The sequence below is a fragment of the Pseudomonas sp. IPO3778 genome (assembly GCF_013386825.1).
Taxonomy (GTDB): domain Bacteria; phylum Pseudomonadota; class Gammaproteobacteria; order Pseudomonadales; family Pseudomonadaceae; genus Aquipseudomonas.
In genome coordinates this window covers 140,741-159,947 of sequence record NZ_JACARC010000038.1, presented here as the reverse complement: position 1 = coordinate 159,947, position 19,207 = coordinate 140,741, and the positions used below count along the sequence as shown (strand labels likewise).

Sequence of the window (19,207 nt, the reverse complement as noted above, 5' to 3'; positions counted from 1 at the left end):
TGGTTACTTTTGGGCTCCTTTCAAAAGTGACCCGCTGTAAGAGCGGAACCCATAGCAGCCCTGACCGCAGCAACGGATATGTACTCACTCCATCCAACGAAGCCAAACAAAAAAAGCCCGGCTGATCATCGATCAGCCGGGCTTTTTCATGTCGCCTGAAAACCTGTTACTTCTTCAGGCCGTAATGCTCATCCAGCATCCCTGGGGCGTTGGGCGTTTTTGGCGCGTAGTCCCGTGGCGGTTCCTGATTTTCCCGGGGCGGGGTCAGGCGCTCCCGTGGCGCTTGCGGTGCATCGGAATGCAGCGCGGCCAGCAGACGCTGGCGGGTGATGTCGTCCAGGGCCAGGCGGTTGGCACCCTCGGCGAGATGATCCTGTACTTCCTGATAGCTCTGAGTGAGCTTTTTCACCAGGGTCGCGGTGCTGTTGAAGTGGGTAACAACCTCGTTCTGATAACTGTCAAAACGTTCCTGAATGTCATCCAGCTGACGCTGCGTGCGGTTAGGCGCGGCATTCGGCAACAGGCGGGCAACCAGGAATCCAATGGCGACACCGGCAACCAAGGCGAGAGTCGGCAACAACCAAACTAAGAGCGAGTGTTCCACGAGTCCTTCCTCTATAAACGGCTTTGCTTTACGTTAACGGCTCGGACCTGCGCTGTATACCGCGATTAAGCTCGCAATGATGCCATGCACAGACTTTTAGCTAGACGAGTCGACCCTTTGAGAGGTCACGGAGTTCCTTCCTTGCTGATGCGTGAAACCCCTGTTTTGATCGATGGCCCGGTAGGCCAACTGGAAGCCCTGTATCTGGATCACCCCGAGCCACGTGGCCTGGCGCTGATCTGCCACCCTAACCCGGTGCAGGGCGGCACCATGCTCAATAAAGTCGTATCGACCCTGCAGCGCACGGCGCGCGACGCGGGCTTGATTACGTTACGTTTTAATTATCGCGGGGTCGGCGCCAGCGCCGGTACGCACGATATGGGCACCGGTGAAGTCGACGACGCCGAAGCCGCCGCCGCCTGGCTGCGTGAAAAACATCCCGACCTGCCGATCACCCTGCTGGGGTTTTCCTTCGGCGGGTTTGTTGCCGCCACCCTCGGTGGCCGCCTGGAAGCCAAGGGCGAACAACTCGCCCACCTGTTCATGGTGGCTGCGGCCGTGATGCGCCTGCGGGATAACGATGTGCTGCCACAAGGCTGCCCGTTGACCGTGATCCAGCCGGAAACCGACGAAGTGGTCGACCCACAACTCGTCTACGACTGGTCCGCCGCCCTGAATCGCCCCCATACGCTTCTGAAAGTGGCAGAATGCGGACACTTTTTTCATGGCAAGCTGACCGATCTCAAGGATCTTGTGCTGCCACGTCTTTCGAATTGATGACAAGCGATCACCCATGACGACCCGTACCCGCATCCTCACCGGCATCACCACCACCGGCACGCCGCACCTGGGCAACTACGCCGGCGCGATTCGCCCGGCGATCCTTGCCAGCCAGGACGCCAACGCCGATTCCTTCTATTTCCTGGCCGACTACCACGCCTTGATCAAGTGCGATGACCCGCAGCGCATCCAGCGCTCGCGTATGGAAATCGCCGCGACCTGGCTGGCCGGTGGCCTGGATGTGAACCGGGTGACGTTCTATCGCCAGTCCGACATCCCGGAAATCCCCGAGCTGACCTGGTTGCTGACCTGCGTGGCGGCCAAGGGCCTGCTCAACCGTGCGCACGCCTACAAGGCTTCGGTGGACAAGAACCTGGAAAACGGCGAAGACCCGGATGCGGGCATCACCATGGGCCTGTACAGCTACCCGGTGCTGATGGCAGCGGACATCCTGATGTTCAACGCCCACAAGGTGCCGGTTGGACGTGACCAGATTCAGCACGTGGAAATGGCCCGGGACATCGGCCAGCGCTTTAACCACCTGTTCGGCAATGGCAAAGAATTCTTCACCATGCCCGAGGCGCTGATCGAAGAAAGCGTCGCCACCTTGCCGGGCCTGGATGGCCGCAAGATGTCCAAAAGCTACGACAACACCATCCCGTTGTTCACCAGCGCCAAGGACATGAAGGACGCGATCTCGCGCATCGTCACCGACTCCCGCGCGCCGGGCGAAGCCAAGGACCCGGACAACTCGCACCTGTTCACCCTGTACCAGGCGTTTGCCACCAAGGCCCAGGAAGAAGCATTCCGCGGCGAACTGCTGCAAGGCCTGGGCTGGGGCGAGGCGAAGAACCGTCTGTTCCAATTGCTGGACGGCCAACTGGGTGAGGCGCGTGAGCGTTACCACCAACTGATGTCGCGCCCCTCCGACATGGAAGACCTGCTGCTGGTCGGCGCCCAGAAAGCCCGCGCCGTGGCTGCACCGTTCCTGGCCGAGCTGCGTGAGGCGGTGGGCCTACGCTCGTTCGTCAACCAGACTGCCGTTGCCGCCAGCACCAAGAAGAAAGCCGCTAAAGCCCCACGCTTTGTCAGCTTCCGAGAAGACGACGGCAGCTTCCGCTTCCGTTTGCTGGCGGCCGAAGGCGAGCAACTGCTGCTGTCACGCAACTTTGCCGACGGTAAAACCGCCGGCGCGGTGACCAAGCAACTGCAATCGGGCCAGGCGCTGGATGTGCGCAGCGAAGCCTTGAGCTTCAGCGTGTGGCTGGAAGGCGCGGCGGTGGCCGACAGCCCTGAGTTCGCCGACGGCGCCTCCCGGGATGCCGCCATCGAAGCCTTGCGCGTTGCGTTGACCCCAATCGAGGATTAACCCGACCAAGGGTTGATTGCCATTCTTCAGGGCCGTCGTTACAGTGGCGGCCCGTTTTTGTTGCCTTGCTAACGAATTATGACGCCCCTAGAACGATATCAAGCTGATCTGAAACGCCCTGAATTCTTCCATGACGCTGCCCAGGAAACTGCGGTGCGCCATTTGCAGCGCCTGTATGACGATCTGGTCCAGGCCTCGCAGAACAAGCCGGGCATGTTCAGCAAGTTGTTTGGCAAGAAAGACCACACGCCGGTCAAGGGCCTGTACTTCTGGGGTGGTGTTGGCCGGGGCAAGACGTACCTGGTCGATACCTTCTTCGAAGCGCTGCCGTTCAAGGAAAAGGTCCGCACTCACTTCCACCGCTTCATGAAGCGTGTGCACGAAGAGATGAAGACCCTGCCGGGCGAAAAGAACCCGCTGACCATCATCGCCAAGCGTTTCGCCGACGAAGCGCGGGTGATCTGTTTCGATGAGTTCTTCGTGTCCGATATCACCGACGCGATGATCCTCGGCACCCTGATGGAAGAGCTGTTCAAGAACGGCGTGACCCTGGTCGCCACGTCGAACATCGTGCCAGACGGCCTGTACAAGGACGGCCTGCAGCGCGCGCGCTTCCTGCCGGCCATCGCCCTGATCAAGCAGAACACCGATATCGTCAACGTCGACAGCGGCGTCGACTACCGCCTGCGTCACCTTGAGCAAGCCGAACTGTTCCACTTCCCGCTCAACGAAGCGGCCCAGGAAAGCCTGCGCAAAAGCTTCCGCGCGCTGACGCCGGAATGCACCCAGGCCATCGAAAACGATAAGTTGATCATCGAAAACCGCGAAATCATCGCGCTGCGCACCTGCGACGACGTGGCCTGGTTCGACTTCCGCGAACTGTGCGACGGCCCTCGCAGCCAAAACGACTACATCGAACTGGGCAAGATCTTCCACGCGGTGATCTTGAGCGGCGTCGAGCAGATGACCGTCACCACTGACGACATCGCGCGGCGCTTTATCAACATGGTCGACGAATTCTACGACCGTAACGTCAAGCTGATCATCTCGGCAGAAGTCGAACTCAAGGACCTGTACACCGGCGGTCGCTTGAACTTCGAATTCCAGCGGACCTTGAGCCGCTTGCTGGAAATGCAGTCCCATGAGTTCCTGTCGCGGGCGCACAAGCCATAAGCGATGTGCTCGAAATGAAAAAGGCCCGCAGCGATGCGGGCCTTTTTTATGCAAAATTTCCAGGTCAACAGAAATCAAAGGTGGGAGCCGGGCTTGCCCGCGATAGCGGTCTGTCAGCTAATGCATCTGGTGGCTGACACGCCGCCATCGCAGGCAAGCCAGCTCCCACATTTTACTGTGTATACCCTTTGGTTACGCGGCTTGCTGGAACTGCTGCCGGTACTGGTTCGGCGACAACTCGGTGTGCTGGCGGAACAATCGCGCAAAGAAACTCGCGTCGTCGTAACCCACTTCGTAACTGATGGTCTTGATGCTCTTGCGGCTGCCGGACAGCAAGCCCTTGGCGGTCTCGATGCGCAGGCGCTGCAGGTAATGCAGCGGCTTGTCACCCGTGGCGGTCTGGAAGCGGCGCATGAAGTTACGGATGCTCATGCCGTGTTCCCGGGCCACGTCTTCGAAACGGAACTTGTCGGCGAAGTGCTCTTCGAGCCAATGCTGGATCTGCAGGATGATCACATCCTGGTGCAGCTTCTGGCCGCCAAACCCGATGCGCCCCGGGGCATAGTTGCGTTGCACTTCATAGAGGATGTCGCGGGCCACAGCCTGGGCGATGTTGGCGCCGCAGAAACGCTCGATCAGGTAGATATAAAGGTCGCAAGCCGAGGTGGTGCCGCCGGCGCAGTACAGGTTGTCGGCGTCGGTCAGGTGCTTGTCCTGGTTCAGTTGCACCTTGGGGAAGCGTTCGCTGAAGGCGTTGAAAAAGCGCCAGTAGGTGGTCGCTTCCTTGCCGTCCAGCAGGCCGGCTTCGGCGAGCCAGAACACCCCGGTGGCTTCGCCGCAGAGCACGGCGCCACGGGCATGTTGCTCGCGCAGCCAGGGCAGTACTTGGGGGTAGCGTTGGCACAGTGAGTCGAAGTCGTCCCAGAAGGCCGGGAGCACGATGATGTCGGCGTTTTCGAGGCCGCCGTCCACCGGCATGATCACGTCGCTGAAGCTGCGCACCGATTGCCCGTCAGGGCTGACCAGGCGGGTTTCAAACGCCGGTGTAAGGCCCTGGCCCAGCTGTTTGCCGTAGCGCAGGCTGGCGAGATGGAAGAAATCCTTGGCTTGCATGAGGGTTGAAGCGAATACCCGATCAATGGCCAAAATGCTGACGCGCCGCAAGGGCGTGGAGATTTGGTTAGACATAATTTCATTTATTCTTATAGGGGAAAGTGGTCACCAGACGGCTGGATCGTCTTATTTTTTGTCGCATGTGTCCAGTGTCCCGTGACGGCTTGGCGGCTTAGGCTCTGTGATCCCGGTCTTGTCCGACAATCTCACGCAGGTGACCCATGATTCCCAGAACCTTGTTCAGCTCGGAGCACGAACTCTTCCGCCAGAGCGTGCGCACCTTCCTCGAAAAAGACGCAGCGCCGTTCCACGGGCAATGGGAAAAGCAGGGCTACATTGATCGCAACCTGTGGAACAAGGCAGGGGAGGCGGGGATGCTCTGCTCGCACCTGCCGGAAGCGTACGGCGGCCTGGGGGCGGATTTTCTCTACAGTGCGGTGGTGATCGAGGAGATCAGCCGCCTGGGGCTGACCGGGATTGGTTTCTCCCTGCATTCGGACATTGTTGCGCCCTATATCCTGCATTACGGCAGTGAGGCGCTGAAGCACAAATACCTGCCCAAATTGATCTCCGGGGAGATGGTCACGGCCATTGCCATGACCGAGCCGGGTGCAGGGTCGGATCTGCAAGGGGTCAAGACCACGGCCGTGCTGGACGGTGATGAATACGTGATCAACGGCTCCAAAACGTTCATCACCAATGGCTTCCTGGCGGACCTGGTGATTGTCGTTGCCAAGACCGACCCCAAGGCCGGTGCCAAGGGCACCAGCCTGTTTCTGGTGGAGGCTGATACGCCGGGTTTCGACAAGGGCAAGCGCCTGGAGAAGGTCGGGATGAAGGCTCAGGATACGTCGGAGCTGTTCTTTCAGGATGTACGGGTGCCCAAGGAAAATCTGCTGGGCCAGGCGGGAATGGGCTTTGCCTATCTGATGCAGGAATTGCCGCAGGAGCGTCTGACGGTGGCAATCGGGGCGTTGTCGTCAGCCGAGGCGGCGTTGCAATGGACACTGGAGTACACCCGCGACCGCAAGGCGTTTGGCAAGGCGATCATCGACTTCCAGAACACCCGTTTCAAGCTGGCGGAAATTGCCACCGAAACCCAGATTGGCCGGGTGTTCGTCGACAAGTGCATGGAATTGCACCTGGAGGGCAAGCTCGATGTGCCTACCGCCGCGATGGCCAAATACTGGGCCACGGACCTGCAATGCAAAGTGCTGGATGAGTGTGTGCAACTGCATGGGGGTTACGGGTTTATGTGGGAATACCCGATTGCACGGGCGTGGGCGGATGCGCGGGTGCAGCGCATTTATGCGGGGACGAATGAGATCATGAAGGAGATTATTGCGCGGGCACTTTGACGGCGCAGAGAGATTCATGTGGCGAGGGGGCTTGTCCCCCGTTGGGCTGCGCAGCAGCCCCAATAAGCCACCTCATTCTTTCAGGCCAGCCGAGGTGGCAGGTTTCAGGGCCGCTTCGCAGCCCAACGGGGGACAAGCCCCCTCACCACAGGATCAATCACGGCGCAGGATTCGGATGATCCTTCTGGATCGCCTCAATCCCCGCCAGCACTTCATCCGACAGTTTCACATCAGCGCTGGCAATGTTGCTGTCCAGTTGCTCCAGGGTCGTGGCGCCGATGATGTTGCTGGTCACGAACGGCTGTTGGGTCACAAACGCCAATGCCATCTGCGCCGGGTCCAGGCCGTGCTCACGGGCCAGTGCCACGTAACGGCTGCATGCCGCTTCCGACTGCGCATTGAAGTAGCGGCTGAAGCGGCTATAGAGGCTCAGGCGACCGTTGGCCGGGCGTGCGCCCCCTTCGTACTTGCCGCTGAGCATGCCGAACGCCAGGGGTGAATACGCCAGCAAGCCGCATTGTTCACGAATGGCGATTTCCGCCAGGCCCACTTCAAAGCTGCGGTTGAGCAGGTTGTAGGGGTTCTGGATCGACACCGCCCGGGTCCAGCCACGCGCTTCGGCCAGGGCCAGGAACTTCATGGTGCCCCACGGGGTTTCGTTGGACAGGCCGATGTGGCGGATCTTGCCGGCTTTTACCTGCTCGTCCAGTGCTTCGAGGGTTTCTTCCAGCGGCGTGAGGTCGGGCTGATCTTCGTGCTTGTAACTCAACTTACCGAAGAAATTGGTGTTGCGCTCCGGCCAATGCAGTTGGTACAGGTCGATCCAGTCGGTCTGCAGGCGCTTGAGACTGGCGTCGAGGGCTTCGACGATATGGGTGCGGTTGTGCTTGAGGTTGCGGTCACGGATGTAGTCGATACCGTTGCCGGGGCCGGCGATCTTGCTGGCGAGGATCCAGTCGGCACGGTCGCCGCGGCTTTTGAAGTAATTGCCGATATAACGTTCGGTAGTCGCGTAGGTGTCGGCCTTGGGCGGCACCGGGTACATTTCCGCGGTGTCGAGGAAGTTGATCCCCGCGGCCTTGGCCCGTTCGATCTGTGCGAAGGCCTCTGCCTCGCTGTTCTGCTCGCCCCAGGTCATGGTGCCCAAGGCTATCGCGCTCACGTTCAGATCGGTACGGCCCAGCTGTCGATAGTCCATCGGGTACTCCTTCGGGGAAAACAATCATAAAAGCAGGTTGAAATTTTTTTGGCAATCTGCATAATTGCCCACCTCTTTCTGCAGTGGAAGTGATGCGCCGCCTGCCGAAGAATCTTGCCGTTGAACGGACGCGCCGACCCGAGCCCCCGATAGCGTCTGTATCCGGCTGCCTTTGACTTGTCAAAGTACGCACTATTCAGTAAGATCCGCCGTCTAATTTACAGGGCGGCCCCTGAGGCTATTAAAGAATGACAACTTTTACTGCAAAACCAGAAACAGTTCAGCGCGACTGGTTTGTCGTCGACGCCGCTGGTCAGACCCTGGGTCGTCTGGCCACTGAAGTCGCCAGCCGTCTGCGTGGCAAGCACAAGCCTGAGTACACCCCTCACGTTGATACCGGTGACTACATTGTCATCATCAACGCCGAGCAGGTACGTGTTACCGGCAACAAAGCGCAAGACAAAATGTACTACCGTCACTCCGGTTTCCCAGGCGGTATCAAGTCTTCGAATTTCGAAGGCCTGATTGCCAAGAAGCCTGAAGCCCCGATCGAGATCGCGGTTAAAGGTATGCTGCCGAAGGGCCCACTGGGTCGCGACATGTATCGCAAGCTGAAAGTCTATGCGGGCGCTGCTCACCCTCATGCTGCTCAGCAGCCCCAAGAACTGAAGTTTTAACGGAATAGTTCATTATGTCGGCGACTCAAAATTACGGCACTGGCCGTCGCAAAACCGCTACCGCTCGCGTTTTCCTGCGTCCGGGTACTGGTAACATCTCGATCAACAACCGCACTCTGGAAAACTTCTTCGGTCGCGAAACTGCCCGCATGGTAGTTCGTCAGCCGCTGGAATTGACCGAGACCGTTGAAAAGTTCGACATCTACGTCACCGTTATCGGTGGCGGTGTAAGTGGTCAAGCTGGCGCAATCCGCCACGGTATCACTCGCGCTCTGATGCAGTACGACGAAACCCTGCGTGGCGCTCTGCGCAAAGCCGGCTTCGTTACTCGCGATGCTCGTGAAGTTGAACGTAAGAAAGTTGGTCTGCGTAAAGCGCGTAAGCGTCCGCAGTACTCGAAGCGTTAATTCGCTTTTACGTTCCAGAAAACGCCCAGCCTCCTCACGGAGCTGGGCGTTTTTTATTGCCTGCTATTTATGTAAAAAAATCTCTGTGACAACTTGCCACATCCGTAGAGCCCCTATACTCAAAGGCTTGGAGCCAGTGCTGGGGGTAATTACCTTGTCAGGCGTGTGGCTTTTCATTACCATTCGGCAAAATTTTTATAAGTTCAGATTTAACACTTAGTAGACGCCTGATTTAACAGGCCACAAAGCTGATGGGAGAGGACTGAATGAGCAATGACGGCGTGAATGCAGGCCGGCGTCGCTTCTTGGTAGCAGCCACATCCGTGGTGGGTGCTGCAGGAGCGGTGGGGGCTGCGGTCCCGTTCGTGGGGTCATGGTTTCCCAGTGCCAAGGCGAAAGCCGCAGGTGCACCGGTGAAGGTGAATGTCAGCAAGATCGATCCAGGCCAGCAAATGATTGCTGAATGGCGCGGTCAGCCAGTGTTCATCGTTCGTCGTACTGAGGAAATCCTGGGGAATCTGAAGAAGATCGAGGGCCAACTGTCTGACCCCGACTCGAAGAATTCCGACCAACCCGCTTACGTCGATAAGGAAATTCGCTCGATCAAGCCGGAGATTCTGCTGCTGATCGGTATCTGCACCCACTTGGGTTGCTCTCCCACCTTCCGCCCGGAAGTGGCGCCCGCGGACCTGGGCAAGGACTGGGTCGGGGGCTATTTCTGCCCGTGCCACGGTTCTCACTACGACCTCGCTGGCCGCGTCTACAAGTCACAACCCGCACCACTGAACCTGCCAGTTCCGCCACATCACTACGAGACTGACAGTGTCATTGTCATTGGCGTCGACGAGGGGGAGAAAGCCTGATGAGCAAGTTCATGGATTGGGTAGATGCGCGCTTCCCCGCGACCAAGATGTGGGAAGACCACCTCAGCAAGTACTACGCACCGAAGAATTTCAACTTCTTCTATTTCTTTGGCTCCCTGGCACTTCTGGTACTGGTCAACCAGATCGTTACCGGTGTCTGGCTGACGATGAGCTACACCCCGTCGGCCGAAGAAGCCTTCGCCTCCGTCGAATACATCATGCGTGACGTCGAGTACGGCTCGATCCTGCGCCTGCTGCACTCCACTGGCGCCTCGGCGTTCTTCATCGTCGTCTACATGCATATGTTCCGTGGCTTGCTCTACGGTTCTTACCAGAAGCCCCGCGAGCTGGTGTGGGTGTTCGGCATGCTGATCTACCTGGCGCTGATGGCCGAGGCCTTCATGGGCTACCTGCTGCCGTGGGGCCAGATGTCCTATTGGGGCGCCCAGGTGATCATCTCGCTGTTTGGCGCGATCCCGGTCATCGGCAACGACCTGACCCAGTGGATTCGCGGTGACTACCTGATCTCCGGGATCACATTGAACCGCTTCTTCGCCTTGCACGTGGTGGCCTTGCCGATCGTGATTCTGGGCCTGGTGGTGCTGCACATCCTGGCGCTGCACGAAGTGGGTTCGAACAACCCCGATGGCGTGGACATCAAGAAGCACAAGGATGAAAACGGCGTACCCCTGGACGGTATTCCGTTCCACCCGTACTACACCGTGAAAGACATTGTCGGCGTGGTGGTGTTCCTGTTCATCTTCTGCTCGATCGTGTTCTTTTTCCCGGAGATGGGCGGTTATTTCCTCGAGAAACCGAACTTCGAACAGGCGAACGCCTTCAAGACCCCGGAACACATTGCCCCGGTCTGGTACTTCACCCCGTTCTACGCGATCTTGCGCGCGATTCCCGACAAACTCATGGGCGTGATCGCCATGGGCGCGGCGATTGCGGTGCTGTTCGTGCTGCCCTGGCTCGACCGTAGCCCGGTCAAGTCCATGCGCTACAAGGGCTGGCTGAGCAAGATCTGGCTGTGGGTGTTCTGCATTGCGTTCGTGATCCTGGGTGTACTGGGCGTATTGGCGCCGACCCCGGAGCGTACGTTGCTGTCGCAGGTCTGCACCTTCCTGTACTTCGCCTACTTCATTCTGATGCCGTTCTACACCCGGCTCGAGAAGACCAAACCGGTACCGGAAAGGGTGACTGGCTGATGAAAAAATTATTCGTTGCATTCATTCTTGCGGCCCTGCCGCTGCTGTCTTTCGCCGCTGAACACGGCCCCGAGTTGGAAAAAGTCGACATCGACGTGTCGGACAAGGCCGCCATGCAGGACGGGCTGCGTACGTTCACCAACTATTGCATGGGCTGCCACAGCGCCAAGTTCCAGCGTTACGAGCGTGTGGCCGATGACCTGGGCATCCCCCATGACGTGATGCTCAGCCACTCGGTGTTCACCGGTGCGAAGATCGGCGACCACATGACCATCGGCATGCAACCTGCCGACGCCAAGACCTGGTTCGGGGCTGCGCCGCCCGACCTGACCCTGGTGGCCCGTGTGCGTGGCACCGATTGGCTCTATGGCTACCTGAAGTCCTTCTACGAAGACCCGACGCGTCCCTACGGCGTGAACAACAAAGTGTTCCCGAACGTCGGTATGCCTAACGTTCTGGTCGGCCTGCAAGGCCGCCAGGTGGTAGGATGCAAGCAAGTACAAATCGTCGAAGACGGCAAGAAGCAGTATGATCCGCTCACCGGTACGCCTTTGACTCATGAAGCGTGCGATCAGCTGACCATAGTGCCGAAGACCGGCGCGCTGAACGAAGAGCAGTTCGACGAGAAGGTCAAGAATCTGGTGACCTTCCTGGCCTACTCGGCCAACCCAGTGAAGCTGCAGCATCAGCGCATTGGTACCTATGTGTTGCTGTACCTGGCCTTCTTCTTCGTGTTCGCCTATCTGCTGAAACGCGAATACTGGAAGGATGTGCATTGATCCAACCGTAAGTAATTGCTGTTAATCTTGCGCGCCCAGCGGCATCTCTGAAGGTAAGTCTGGTTAATCCAGGCGTCACGGAGATGCTCACTGGGCGCGCTCGTTTTTGAGCTTCCGATAATTTCAACAAGCGAGGAGGACCGCCATGGGCGTGACCAATCGGTTGGCCTGTTACTCCGACCCCGCCGACCACTATTCCCACCGAGTACGCATCGTGCTCGCAGAGAAGGGTGTCAGCGCAGAGATCATTACGGTTGAAGCGGGTCGTCACCCGCCAAAACTGATCGAAGTGAACCCTTACGGCAGCTTGCCCACCCTGGTCGATCGTGACCTGGCGTTGTGGGAGTCAACCGTGGTGATGGAATACTTGGATGAGCGTTATCCCCACCCGCCGTTGCTGCCGGTGTATCCGGTGGCGCGTGCCAACAGCCGCCTGCTGATCCATCGGATCCAGCGTGACTGGTGTGGCCTGGTGGACCTGATTCTGGATTCGCGCAGCAAAGAAGCCGCCCGGGTTCAGGCGCGCAAGGAATTGCGCGAGAGCCTGACCGGTGTTTCGCCGTTATTTGCCGACAAACCTTTTTTCCTCAGCGAGGAACAAAGTCTGGTGGATTGCTGCCTATTACCCATACTCTGGCGCTTGCCGATTTTGGGCATTGAATTGCCGCGGCCTGCCAAGCCGCTGCTTGACTACATGGAGCGCCAGTTTGCGCGTGAGGCTTTCCAGGCGAGTCTGTCTGGTGTCGAACGCGATATGCGCTAAGGCTTAAGGAGCCGTTGATGAACTCCAGTCGACCTTACCTGGTCCGCGCGCTCTATGAGTGGATAGTGGACAACGATTGCACCCCGCACATGCTGGTCAATTCCGAGTTTCCTGCGGTTCAGGTACCGCAAGGTTTTGCCAGTGACGGACAAATCGTCCTGAACGTTTCACCCAGTGCTGTGCGACACCTGCACATGGACAATGAAGCGGTCAGCTTCGAAGGGCGTTTCGGCGGTGTGCCCCATACGCTGTTCGTGCCCATCGGCGCCATCCTCGGGATCTACGCCCGGGAAAATGGCCAGGGCATGGTGTTTGATCTGGAGTCGTCCCTTGAGGATGACGAAGCGATCGAGCTCGAAGGCGAAGATGATGTACCGCCGCCGGATTCCGAGCCACCGCGTCCAAGCGGTCGGCCGAGCCTGAAAGTGGTGAAGTAACAAGGCGCAGGCCCTCGGGCCGGTGTCAAAAATGCCTCGGCGGTGCCGGGGCATTTTTTTGCCTGGCGAAAACCCCGCCGGTTATAGATGAAAGTCATGACAGGACGGTGATCGTACAACCGCCATGGGCTATCATGCGTGCTTCAGATCGCCGAGATAGATGATTCATCATGGAAAACTCCAGCGCCGCCCCTCGTCTTCCCCGCAAGCGCCGCAGCCTTGCCCAGGAATTGGTCACGGTGTTGTCCGAGCAGATCCGCGACGGCCAACTCAAACGTGGCGACAAACTGCCCACCGAGTCGGCGATCATGGACGCCCATGGGGTCAGCCGCACCGTGGTGCGTGAAGCTATCTCGCGATTGCAGGCAGCCGGGCAGGTGGAGACTCGTCACGGTATCGGCACCTTTGTGTTGGATACGCCGAGCCCCAGCGGTTTTCGGATTGACCCGGCCACGGTCGTCACCCTGCGTGATGTACTGGCGATCCTCGAATTGCGCATCAGCCTGGAAGTGGAGTCTGCCGGGCTTGCTGCCCAGCGTCGAAGCGACGAGCAGTTGGCGGGCATGCGCGCAGCCCTCGATGCCTTGAACGAAAGTGCGGCCCACGCCGGTGATGCGGTGGCGTCGGATTTCCAGTTCCACCTGCAGATTGCCCTGTCCACCGGCAACCGGTACTTCACCGACATCATGACCCACCTGGGTACCAGCATCATTCCGCGCACGCGGCTGAATTCGGCGCGCCTGGCCCATGACGACCAGCAGCATTACATGAGCCGCCTGAGCCGCGAACACGAAGAGATCTATGAAGCGATCGCTCGCCAGGATTCGGATGCCGCACGGGCGGCCATGCGGTTGCACCTGACCAACAGCCGTGAGCGGCTGCGTCATGCCCATGAAGAGGCAGAGGCGCAGCGCGGTTAAGTCGTTGGGATGGGATTTCTAGCGCGATGCAGATTCAGTGTGGGAGCTGTCGAGCTTCAGCGAGGCTGCGATGCAGGCGCTGAGGTCTATCAGGTACACCGCGTCGATCCCTTCGCAGCCTCGCCGGGGCTCGACAGCTCCCACATTTGATCTTTGTTGCCTTGAGGATCGGCTCGCTTAGCTGGCCGGAGTATTCGGCGTGTAGTCCTTCAGCAACAGATACGTACTCCAGCCCCACCAGTCATTGGTCCACTGCTTGTCGTTCAGGTTGTTGACGTCCTTGCGCCGCAGCACTTTGTCGCCTTCTGCCTTGAACAGCGGTGAAAAGTTATTCGCCGGGTTTTGTGCGGCGTTCAGGTCCGGCACATACAACGGCGCCTTGAAGGTGGCCGGGGAGGGTGCCACGCCGCTGATAAACGTTTCGAAGATCTCATCAGCCGAAGCCTGCACGGCACGCTTGACCATGGCCCGGTTGGCTGCGTCGTTGCTGTCGAAATAGCGTTTATCACCGTAGGCGTGCCACTGCTCGCCCAGGGCATTGCGCACATTCAGCCCGAACTTGCTGTCTTCGTCGTGCATGAAGCGGCTGATCAGCGAGCCCAGTTCTCCCGGTGTCACCACCGCCGCCAGTTGTTTGCGCGGTACCCGCAGGTGCCCGGCGGAAAACAGATCGGTCAAAAAGTGATCAGCGAAGCTGTTCATGGCATACGCCAGTTCCAGCGCCTGGTCAGTGCCGGTCTGATGGGCCACGACGGCTTGCTGCAGCGCCGCAGTATGGCCCGCGAGATAGGCCGCCAACGCCCATTCGCCGAAGTGGTCGGCATTGTCTGCGGCCAGTTTCAGGTAGCGTCCCAGGGGAATCAGCACCGAAACCGCACTGCCGCCGCCGGTGATGCGGTTCCATTCCTCGGACAAGGTGTCGCCCAGCGCGTCATAGGCTTCGTGGGGTTGCTTGCCGTCCTTGATCGCCTGGTTGACCGCGTTGATCTCCTTTTGCATCACCGCCAGGATCTTGCCCGCTTCTTCCCGTGACGCCGGCAATACGGCCAGCGAGTTGAACGCATCGGTAAAGCGCTGCACGCGATCTGCAGCCGATGCGCCCTCGTTGATGGGGCGCCCGGGAATGCCATAGAAATCACCGCCCAGGGCGATGATCTGGCCATAGCGCAGGGCAAGGCCATTGGGCAGGTGCAATTCCACCTGTCGCGCGGGAATCGCCGGGGCGTCCTTGGCGAATCGCAACAGGATGTCGTCGCCGATGGCGGTGTGTTCACCGCCTTCAAAACGCAGGGTGGGCGGGGTTTTTCCAGGTGTGGCGAGTTCAAGATCTGACATGTTAGCTCCTTGCTATGTCGTAGGAATCTTCCGTAATAACTGTATGTATATACAGTTAAATCGAGCATAGAGGAGAAATTTCCTACGTCAAGAGAAGCGCATACAAATCCCGAACCCGCAGAAGGTCGATGAATTGCAGTTGACGAATATTTTTATAGTTGTACGATGACGTACGACATCAAGATAACCATCCGTAATCTCACAACAGAAAGTCTTCGCCCAGGGTGTTCGAATAATGAATCCACAAGAACTGAAGTCCATCCTCTCTCACGGTCTGCTGTCTTTCCCGGTGACCGATTTCAACGCCCAGGGTGATTTCCACCAGGCGGGCTACATCAAGCGCCTGGAATGGCTGGCCCCTTACGGCGCCACGGCCTTGTTCGCTGCTGGCGGCACCGGTGAGTTTTTCTCCCTGGCGGCCAGCGAATATTCCCAAGTGGTGAAAACCGCGGTGGATACCTGCGCCACCAGCGTGCCGATTCTTGCCGGTGTAGGCGGTGCCACCCGCCAGGCCATCGAGTACGCCCAGGAAGCCGAGCGTCTGGGCGCCAAAGGCCTGCTGTTGCTGCCGCACTACCTGACCGAAGCCAGCCAGGACGGGGTTGCGGCCCACGTTGAAGCGGTGTGCAAGTCAGTCAAAATCGGCGTCGTGGTCTACAACCGCAACGTCTGCCGCCTGACCGCACCGTTGCTGGAACGCCTGGCCGAGCGCTGCCCGAACCTGATCGGCTACAAGGACGGCCTCGGTGACATTGAATTGATGGTGTCGATCCGCCGTCGCCTCGGTGACCGTTTCAGCTACCTGGGTGGCTTGCCGACTGCAGAGGTTTACGCCGCTGCCTACAAGGCCCTGGGCGTGCCGGTGTACTCCTCGGCAGTGTTCAACTTCATTCCGAAAACCGCGATGGATTTCTACCACGCCATTGCCCGGGAAGATCACGCCACCGTCGGCAAGATCATCGACGACTTCTTCCTGCCTTACCTCGACATCCGTAACCGCAAGGCCGGTTACGCTGTGAGCATCGTCAAGGCCGGGGCGAAAATCGTCGGCTACGACGCGGGCCCCGTGCGTACGCCGCTGACCGATCTGCTGCCGGAAGAATACGAAGCCCTGGCCGCGCTGATCGACAAGCAAGGCGCGCAATAACCCATCACCAAGGCCGCTGAGTAATCAGCGGCTTTTTGCGTCAGGAGAGCATTCGTGTCCCAAGCCAAGCGTTTTGAAAACTACATCGGTGGCCAGTGGGTTGCCGGCGCCGACTACTCGGCCAATATCAACCCGTCGGAGTTGTCTGATGTCATTGGCGAATACGCCAAGGCTGACCTCGCCCAAGTCCACGCGGCTATCGACGCGGCGCGCGCTGCGTTCCCGGCGTGGTCCACGTCCGGTATCCAGGCCCGTCATGACTCCCTGGATAAAGTCGGCACTGAAATCCTCGCCCGTCGCGAAGAGCTTGGCACCCTGCTGGCCCGGGAAGAGGGCAAGACCCTGCCCGAAGCCATCGGCGAAGTGACCCGTGCCGGCAACATCTTCAAATTCTTCGCGGGTGAATGCCTGCGTCTGTCCGGCGACTACTTGCCGTCGGTGCGCCCGGGCGTCAATGTTGAAGTCACCCGTGAAGCCTTGGGCGTGGTTGGCCTGATCACCCCGTGGAACTTCCCGATTGCCATTCCAGCCTGGAAGATCGCCCCGGCCCTGGCCTACGGTAACTGTGTGGTGCTCAAGCCGGCAGAACTGGTACCGGGCTGCGCCTGGGCCCTGGCCGAAATCATCTCCCGCGCCGGCTTCCCCGCCGGCGTGTTCAACCTGGTGATGGGCAGCGGCCGTGTGGTCGGTGATGCCATGGTCAACAGCCCGAAAGTCGACGGCATCAGCTTTACCGGCTCCGTTGGCGTGGGGCGTCAGATTGCTGTCAGCTGCGTGTCGCGCCAGGCCAAGGTGCAGTTGGAAATGGGCGGCAAGAACCCGCAGATCATTCTCGACGACGCCGACCTCAAGCAAGCCGTCGAGCTGTCGGTACAGAGCGCGTTCTACTCCACCGGTCAGCGTTGCACCGCTTCCAGCCGCTTTATTGTCACCGCCGGGATTCACGACCAGTTCGTCGCGGCCATGGCTGAGCGCATGAAGTCGATCAAGGTCGGCCACGCGCTGAAAACCGGTACCGACATTGGTCCGGTGGTTTCCCAGGCCCAGCTGGACCAGGACTTGAAATACATCGACATCGGCCAGAGCGAAGGTGCCCGGCTGGTCAGCGGTGGTGAGCTGGTGACGTGTGACACCGAGGGTTACTTCCTCGCGCCGACGCTGTTTGCCGACAGCGAAGCCGCGATGCGCATCAGCCGTGAAGAGATCTTCGGCCCGGTGGCCAACGTGGTTCGCGTGGCGGATTACGAAGCGGCGCTGGCGATGGCCAACGACACCGAGTTCGGCCTGTCGGCGGGTATTGCCACCACTTCGCTGAAATATGCCAACCACTTCAAGCGTCATTCCCAGGCCGGGATGGTGATGGTCAATCTGCCGACTGCCGGTGTGGATTACCACGTTCCATTCGGTGGCCGTAAGGGTTCATCCTACGGTTCGCGTGAGCAGGGTCGCTATGCGCAAGAGTTCTACACCGTGGTGAAAACCAGCTACATCGGTTCGTAACACGCAATACCCGGCAATGGGACTGCTGGTGCTTTATGGGGGAGCCGGGCTTGCCCGCGATAGTGGTGTGTCAGGCAGCCGAGTTGTTGCCTGGCACACCGCTATCGCAGGCAAGCCAGCTCCCACATAAAGCCAGGCAACCAGCCGCAGTAAACAATTTGATTACCCGCAAAAAAAATAATTAGTGGGAGTACATCTTCATGCAAGCGACCAAGCCGACTCACGTCCGCTATTTGATCCTGCTCATGCTGTTCCTGGTGACCACGATCAACTACGCCGACCGTGCCACCATTGCCATTGCCGGCTCCAGCCTGCAAAAAAAAGACCTCGGCATTGACGCCGTCACCCTCGGCTATATCTTCTCCGCATTCGGTTGGGCCTACGTGGCCGGGCAAATTCCCGGCGGCTGGCTGCTGGACCGGTTCGGTTCGAAAAAAGTCTACGCCCTGAGCATCTTTACCTGGTCACTGTTCACCGTGCTGCAAGGCTATGTCGGTGAGTTTGGTGTCTCCACGGCCATCGTTGCGCTGTTTATGTTGCGATTCCTGGTGGGCCTTGCTGAAGCGCCGTCCTTCCCCGGAAATGCCCGCATTGTGGCGGCGTGGTTTCCTACGGCTGAACGCGGCACCGCCTCGGCGATCTTCAACTCGGCGCAGTACTTCGCCACCGTGTTGTTCGCGCCGCTGATGGGCTGGATCGTCTACACCTTTGGCTGGCAGCATGTGTTTGTGGTGATGGGCGGCATCGGTATCGTGTTCTCGCTGATCTGGCTGAAAGTTATCCACAGTCCGCGCAACCATCCGATGATCAACGAAGCCGAGTTTGAACATATTGCTGCCAACGGCGCCATGGTCGACATGGACCAGGACAAGGGCAAAGGCAAGAAAACCGACGGCCCGAAGTGGGACTACATCCGTCAGTTGCTGACCAACCGCATGATGCTCGGCGTGTACCTGGGCCAGTACTGCATCAACGGCATTACTTACTTCTTCCTGACCTGGTTCCCGGTGTACCTGGTCCAGGAGCGCGGCATGACCATCCTCAAGGCTGGCTTCATCGCTTCGTTGCCGGCGATCTGCGGCTTTATCGGGGGGGTGTTGGGCGGGGTTATTTCCGACTACCTGCTGCGCAAAGGCCATTCGCTGACCTTCGCCCGCAAGGCGCCGATCATTGGTGGCTTGCTGATTTCCAGCAGCATCGTGGCATGCAACTACGTGGATATCGAATGGATGGTGGTGGGCTTCATGGCCCTGGCCTTCTTCGGTAAAGGCGTGGGCGCACTGGGTTGGGCGGTGGTGTCCGACACTTCGCCGAAACAAATCGCTGGCTTGAGTGGTGGCTTGTTCAATATGTTCGGCAACCTGGCGTCCATCAGCACCCCGATTGTGATCGGCTACATCATCAGCACCACCGGCTCCTTCAAATGGGCGTTGGTGTTCGTCGGTGCCAACGCCTTGCTGGCGGTGTTCAGCTACCTGGTGATCGTCGGTCCGATCAAGCGTGTGGTGCTTAAAGAGCCGCCGGCCAACGGCCCTGAGCTGACTAAACTTTCCCAAGCGCATTCCTGAAGGGG

19 protein-coding genes are annotated in these 19,207 nt (G+C 59.1%); 15 read left to right on the top strand and 4 right to left on the bottom strand.

The window, feature by feature from the left end:
• Window positions 1-166: 166 nt before the first annotated feature.
• Window positions 167-604 carry a YhcB family protein gene (locus HX855_RS20610; protein ID WP_010170781.1) on the bottom strand — a complete coding sequence of 146 codons (438 nt, stop codon included), beginning with the start codon at window positions 602-604 and terminating at the stop codon, window positions 167-169.
• A gap of 147 nt (window positions 605-751) precedes the next feature.
• Here HX855_RS20610 and HX855_RS20605 point away from each other — a divergent pair, with 147 nt between their 5' ends.
• The 3 genes from HX855_RS20605 to zapE all read left to right on the top strand — a co-directional run bounded on the left by HX855_RS20605 (window position 752) and on the right by zapE (window position 3,926).
• Complete coding sequence (locus tag HX855_RS20605; RefSeq protein ID WP_177084269.1) at window positions 752-1,381, top strand: alpha/beta hydrolase; 630 nt, start codon at window positions 752-754, stop codon at window positions 1,379-1,381.
• Between the two features lie 16 nt (window positions 1,382-1,397).
• Entirely contained in the window at window positions 1,398-2,753 is a 1,356-nt protein-coding gene (locus HX855_RS20600) for a tryptophan--tRNA ligase (RefSeq protein ID WP_177084268.1), read from the top strand.
• 78 nt (window positions 2,754-2,831) lie between these two features.
• The gene (gene zapE, locus HX855_RS20595) at window positions 2,832-3,926 is read left to right on the top strand and encodes a cell division protein ZapE (RefSeq protein WP_177084267.1); all 1,095 of its coding nucleotides are present in this window, start codon (window positions 2,832-2,834) and stop codon (window positions 3,924-3,926) included.
• 192 nt (window positions 3,927-4,118) lie between these two features.
• On the opposite strand, the gene HX855_RS20590 is transcribed toward zapE, so the two are convergent.
• Window positions 4,119-5,039 (bottom strand): GlxA family transcriptional regulator, encoded by a 921-nt coding sequence (locus HX855_RS20590; RefSeq protein ID WP_176438669.1) that lies wholly within the window; start codon window positions 5,037-5,039, stop codon window positions 4,119-4,121.
• Between the two features lie 221 nt (window positions 5,040-5,260).
• Here HX855_RS20590 and HX855_RS20585 point away from each other — a divergent pair, with 221 nt between their 5' ends.
• Window positions 5,261-6,397 (top strand): acyl-CoA dehydrogenase family protein, encoded by a 1,137-nt coding sequence (locus HX855_RS20585; RefSeq protein ID WP_177084266.1) that lies wholly within the window; start codon window positions 5,261-5,263, stop codon window positions 6,395-6,397.
• 157 nt (window positions 6,398-6,554) lie between these two features.
• On the opposite strand, the gene HX855_RS20580 is transcribed toward HX855_RS20585, so the two are convergent.
• Complete coding sequence (locus tag HX855_RS20580; protein ID WP_177084265.1) at window positions 6,555-7,595, bottom strand: NADP(H)-dependent aldo-keto reductase; 1,041 nt, start codon at window positions 7,593-7,595, stop codon at window positions 6,555-6,557.
• A 248-nt stretch (window positions 7,596-7,843) separates the two neighbouring features.
• On the opposite strand from HX855_RS20580, the gene rplM reads away from it, so the two are divergent.
• The 8 genes from rplM (at window position 7,844) to HX855_RS20540 (ending at window position 13,652) form a co-directional block, all read left to right on the top strand.
• Complete coding sequence (gene rplM / locus HX855_RS20575; protein ID WP_154744692.1) at window positions 7,844-8,272, top strand: 50S ribosomal protein L13; 429 nt, start codon at window positions 7,844-7,846, stop codon at window positions 8,270-8,272.
• A gap of 14 nt (window positions 8,273-8,286) precedes the next feature.
• Window positions 8,287-8,679: a 30S ribosomal protein S9 gene (rpsI, locus tag HX855_RS20570; protein WP_003216038.1), complete on the top strand. Its 393-nt coding sequence runs from the start codon at window positions 8,287-8,289 to the stop codon at window positions 8,677-8,679.
• A gap of 266 nt (window positions 8,680-8,945) precedes the next feature.
• Window positions 8,946-9,542 (top strand): ubiquinol-cytochrome c reductase iron-sulfur subunit, encoded by a 597-nt coding sequence (gene petA, locus HX855_RS20565; protein ID WP_003216040.1) that lies wholly within the window; start codon window positions 8,946-8,948, stop codon window positions 9,540-9,542.
• Window positions 9,542-10,753 (top strand): cytochrome bc complex cytochrome b subunit, encoded by a 1,212-nt coding sequence (locus HX855_RS20560; protein WP_003216042.1) that lies wholly within the window; start codon window positions 9,542-9,544, stop codon window positions 10,751-10,753. The genes petA and HX855_RS20560 overlap by 1 nt, the downstream gene beginning before the upstream one ends.
• Window positions 10,753-11,532 carry a cytochrome c1 gene (locus HX855_RS20555; RefSeq protein WP_010170751.1) on the top strand — a complete coding sequence of 260 codons (780 nt, stop codon included), beginning with the start codon at window positions 10,753-10,755 and terminating at the stop codon, window positions 11,530-11,532. The genes HX855_RS20560 and HX855_RS20555 overlap by 1 nt, the downstream gene beginning before the upstream one ends.
• Window positions 11,533-11,677: 145 nt before the next feature.
• Window positions 11,678-12,295, top strand: coding sequence for a glutathione S-transferase N-terminal domain-containing protein (locus tag HX855_RS20550; protein WP_010170749.1), 618 nt, complete (start codon window positions 11,678-11,680; stop codon window positions 12,293-12,295).
• A gap of 17 nt (window positions 12,296-12,312) precedes the next feature.
• Window positions 12,313-12,732 carry a ClpXP protease specificity-enhancing factor gene (locus HX855_RS20545; RefSeq protein ID WP_003216051.1) on the top strand — a complete coding sequence of 140 codons (420 nt, stop codon included), beginning with the start codon at window positions 12,313-12,315 and terminating at the stop codon, window positions 12,730-12,732.
• 170 nt (window positions 12,733-12,902) lie between these two features.
• On the top strand, window positions 12,903-13,652 hold the full coding sequence (locus HX855_RS20540) for a FadR/GntR family transcriptional regulator (protein WP_008437251.1): 750 nt from the start codon (window positions 12,903-12,905) through the stop codon (window positions 13,650-13,652).
• A gap of 177 nt (window positions 13,653-13,829) precedes the next feature.
• Here the strand turns inward: HX855_RS20540 and HX855_RS20535 are convergent, their stop codons facing one another.
• Window positions 13,830-14,987, bottom strand: a complete 1,158-nt coding sequence (locus tag HX855_RS20535; protein ID WP_177084264.1) for a phospholipase — start codon at window positions 14,985-14,987, stop codon at window positions 13,830-13,832.
• A gap of 235 nt (window positions 14,988-15,222) precedes the next feature.
• Between HX855_RS20535 and kdgD the strand changes: the two genes are divergently transcribed.
• From kdgD to HX855_RS20520, 3 genes are all read left to right on the top strand, one after another.
• Window positions 15,223-16,134 (top strand): 5-dehydro-4-deoxyglucarate dehydratase, encoded by a 912-nt coding sequence (gene kdgD, locus HX855_RS20530; protein ID WP_003216058.1) that lies wholly within the window; start codon window positions 15,223-15,225, stop codon window positions 16,132-16,134.
• A 54-nt stretch (window positions 16,135-16,188) separates the two neighbouring features.
• A complete protein-coding gene (locus HX855_RS20525) occupies window positions 16,189-17,634 on the top strand; it encodes an aldehyde dehydrogenase family protein (RefSeq protein WP_003216060.1) in 1,446 nt (481 codons plus the stop codon).
• Window positions 17,635-17,834: 200 nt separating this feature from the next.
• Window positions 17,835-19,202 (top strand): MFS transporter, encoded by a 1,368-nt coding sequence (locus tag HX855_RS20520; protein WP_177084263.1) that lies wholly within the window; start codon window positions 17,835-17,837, stop codon window positions 19,200-19,202.
• Window positions 19,203-19,207 lie beyond the last annotated feature (5 nt).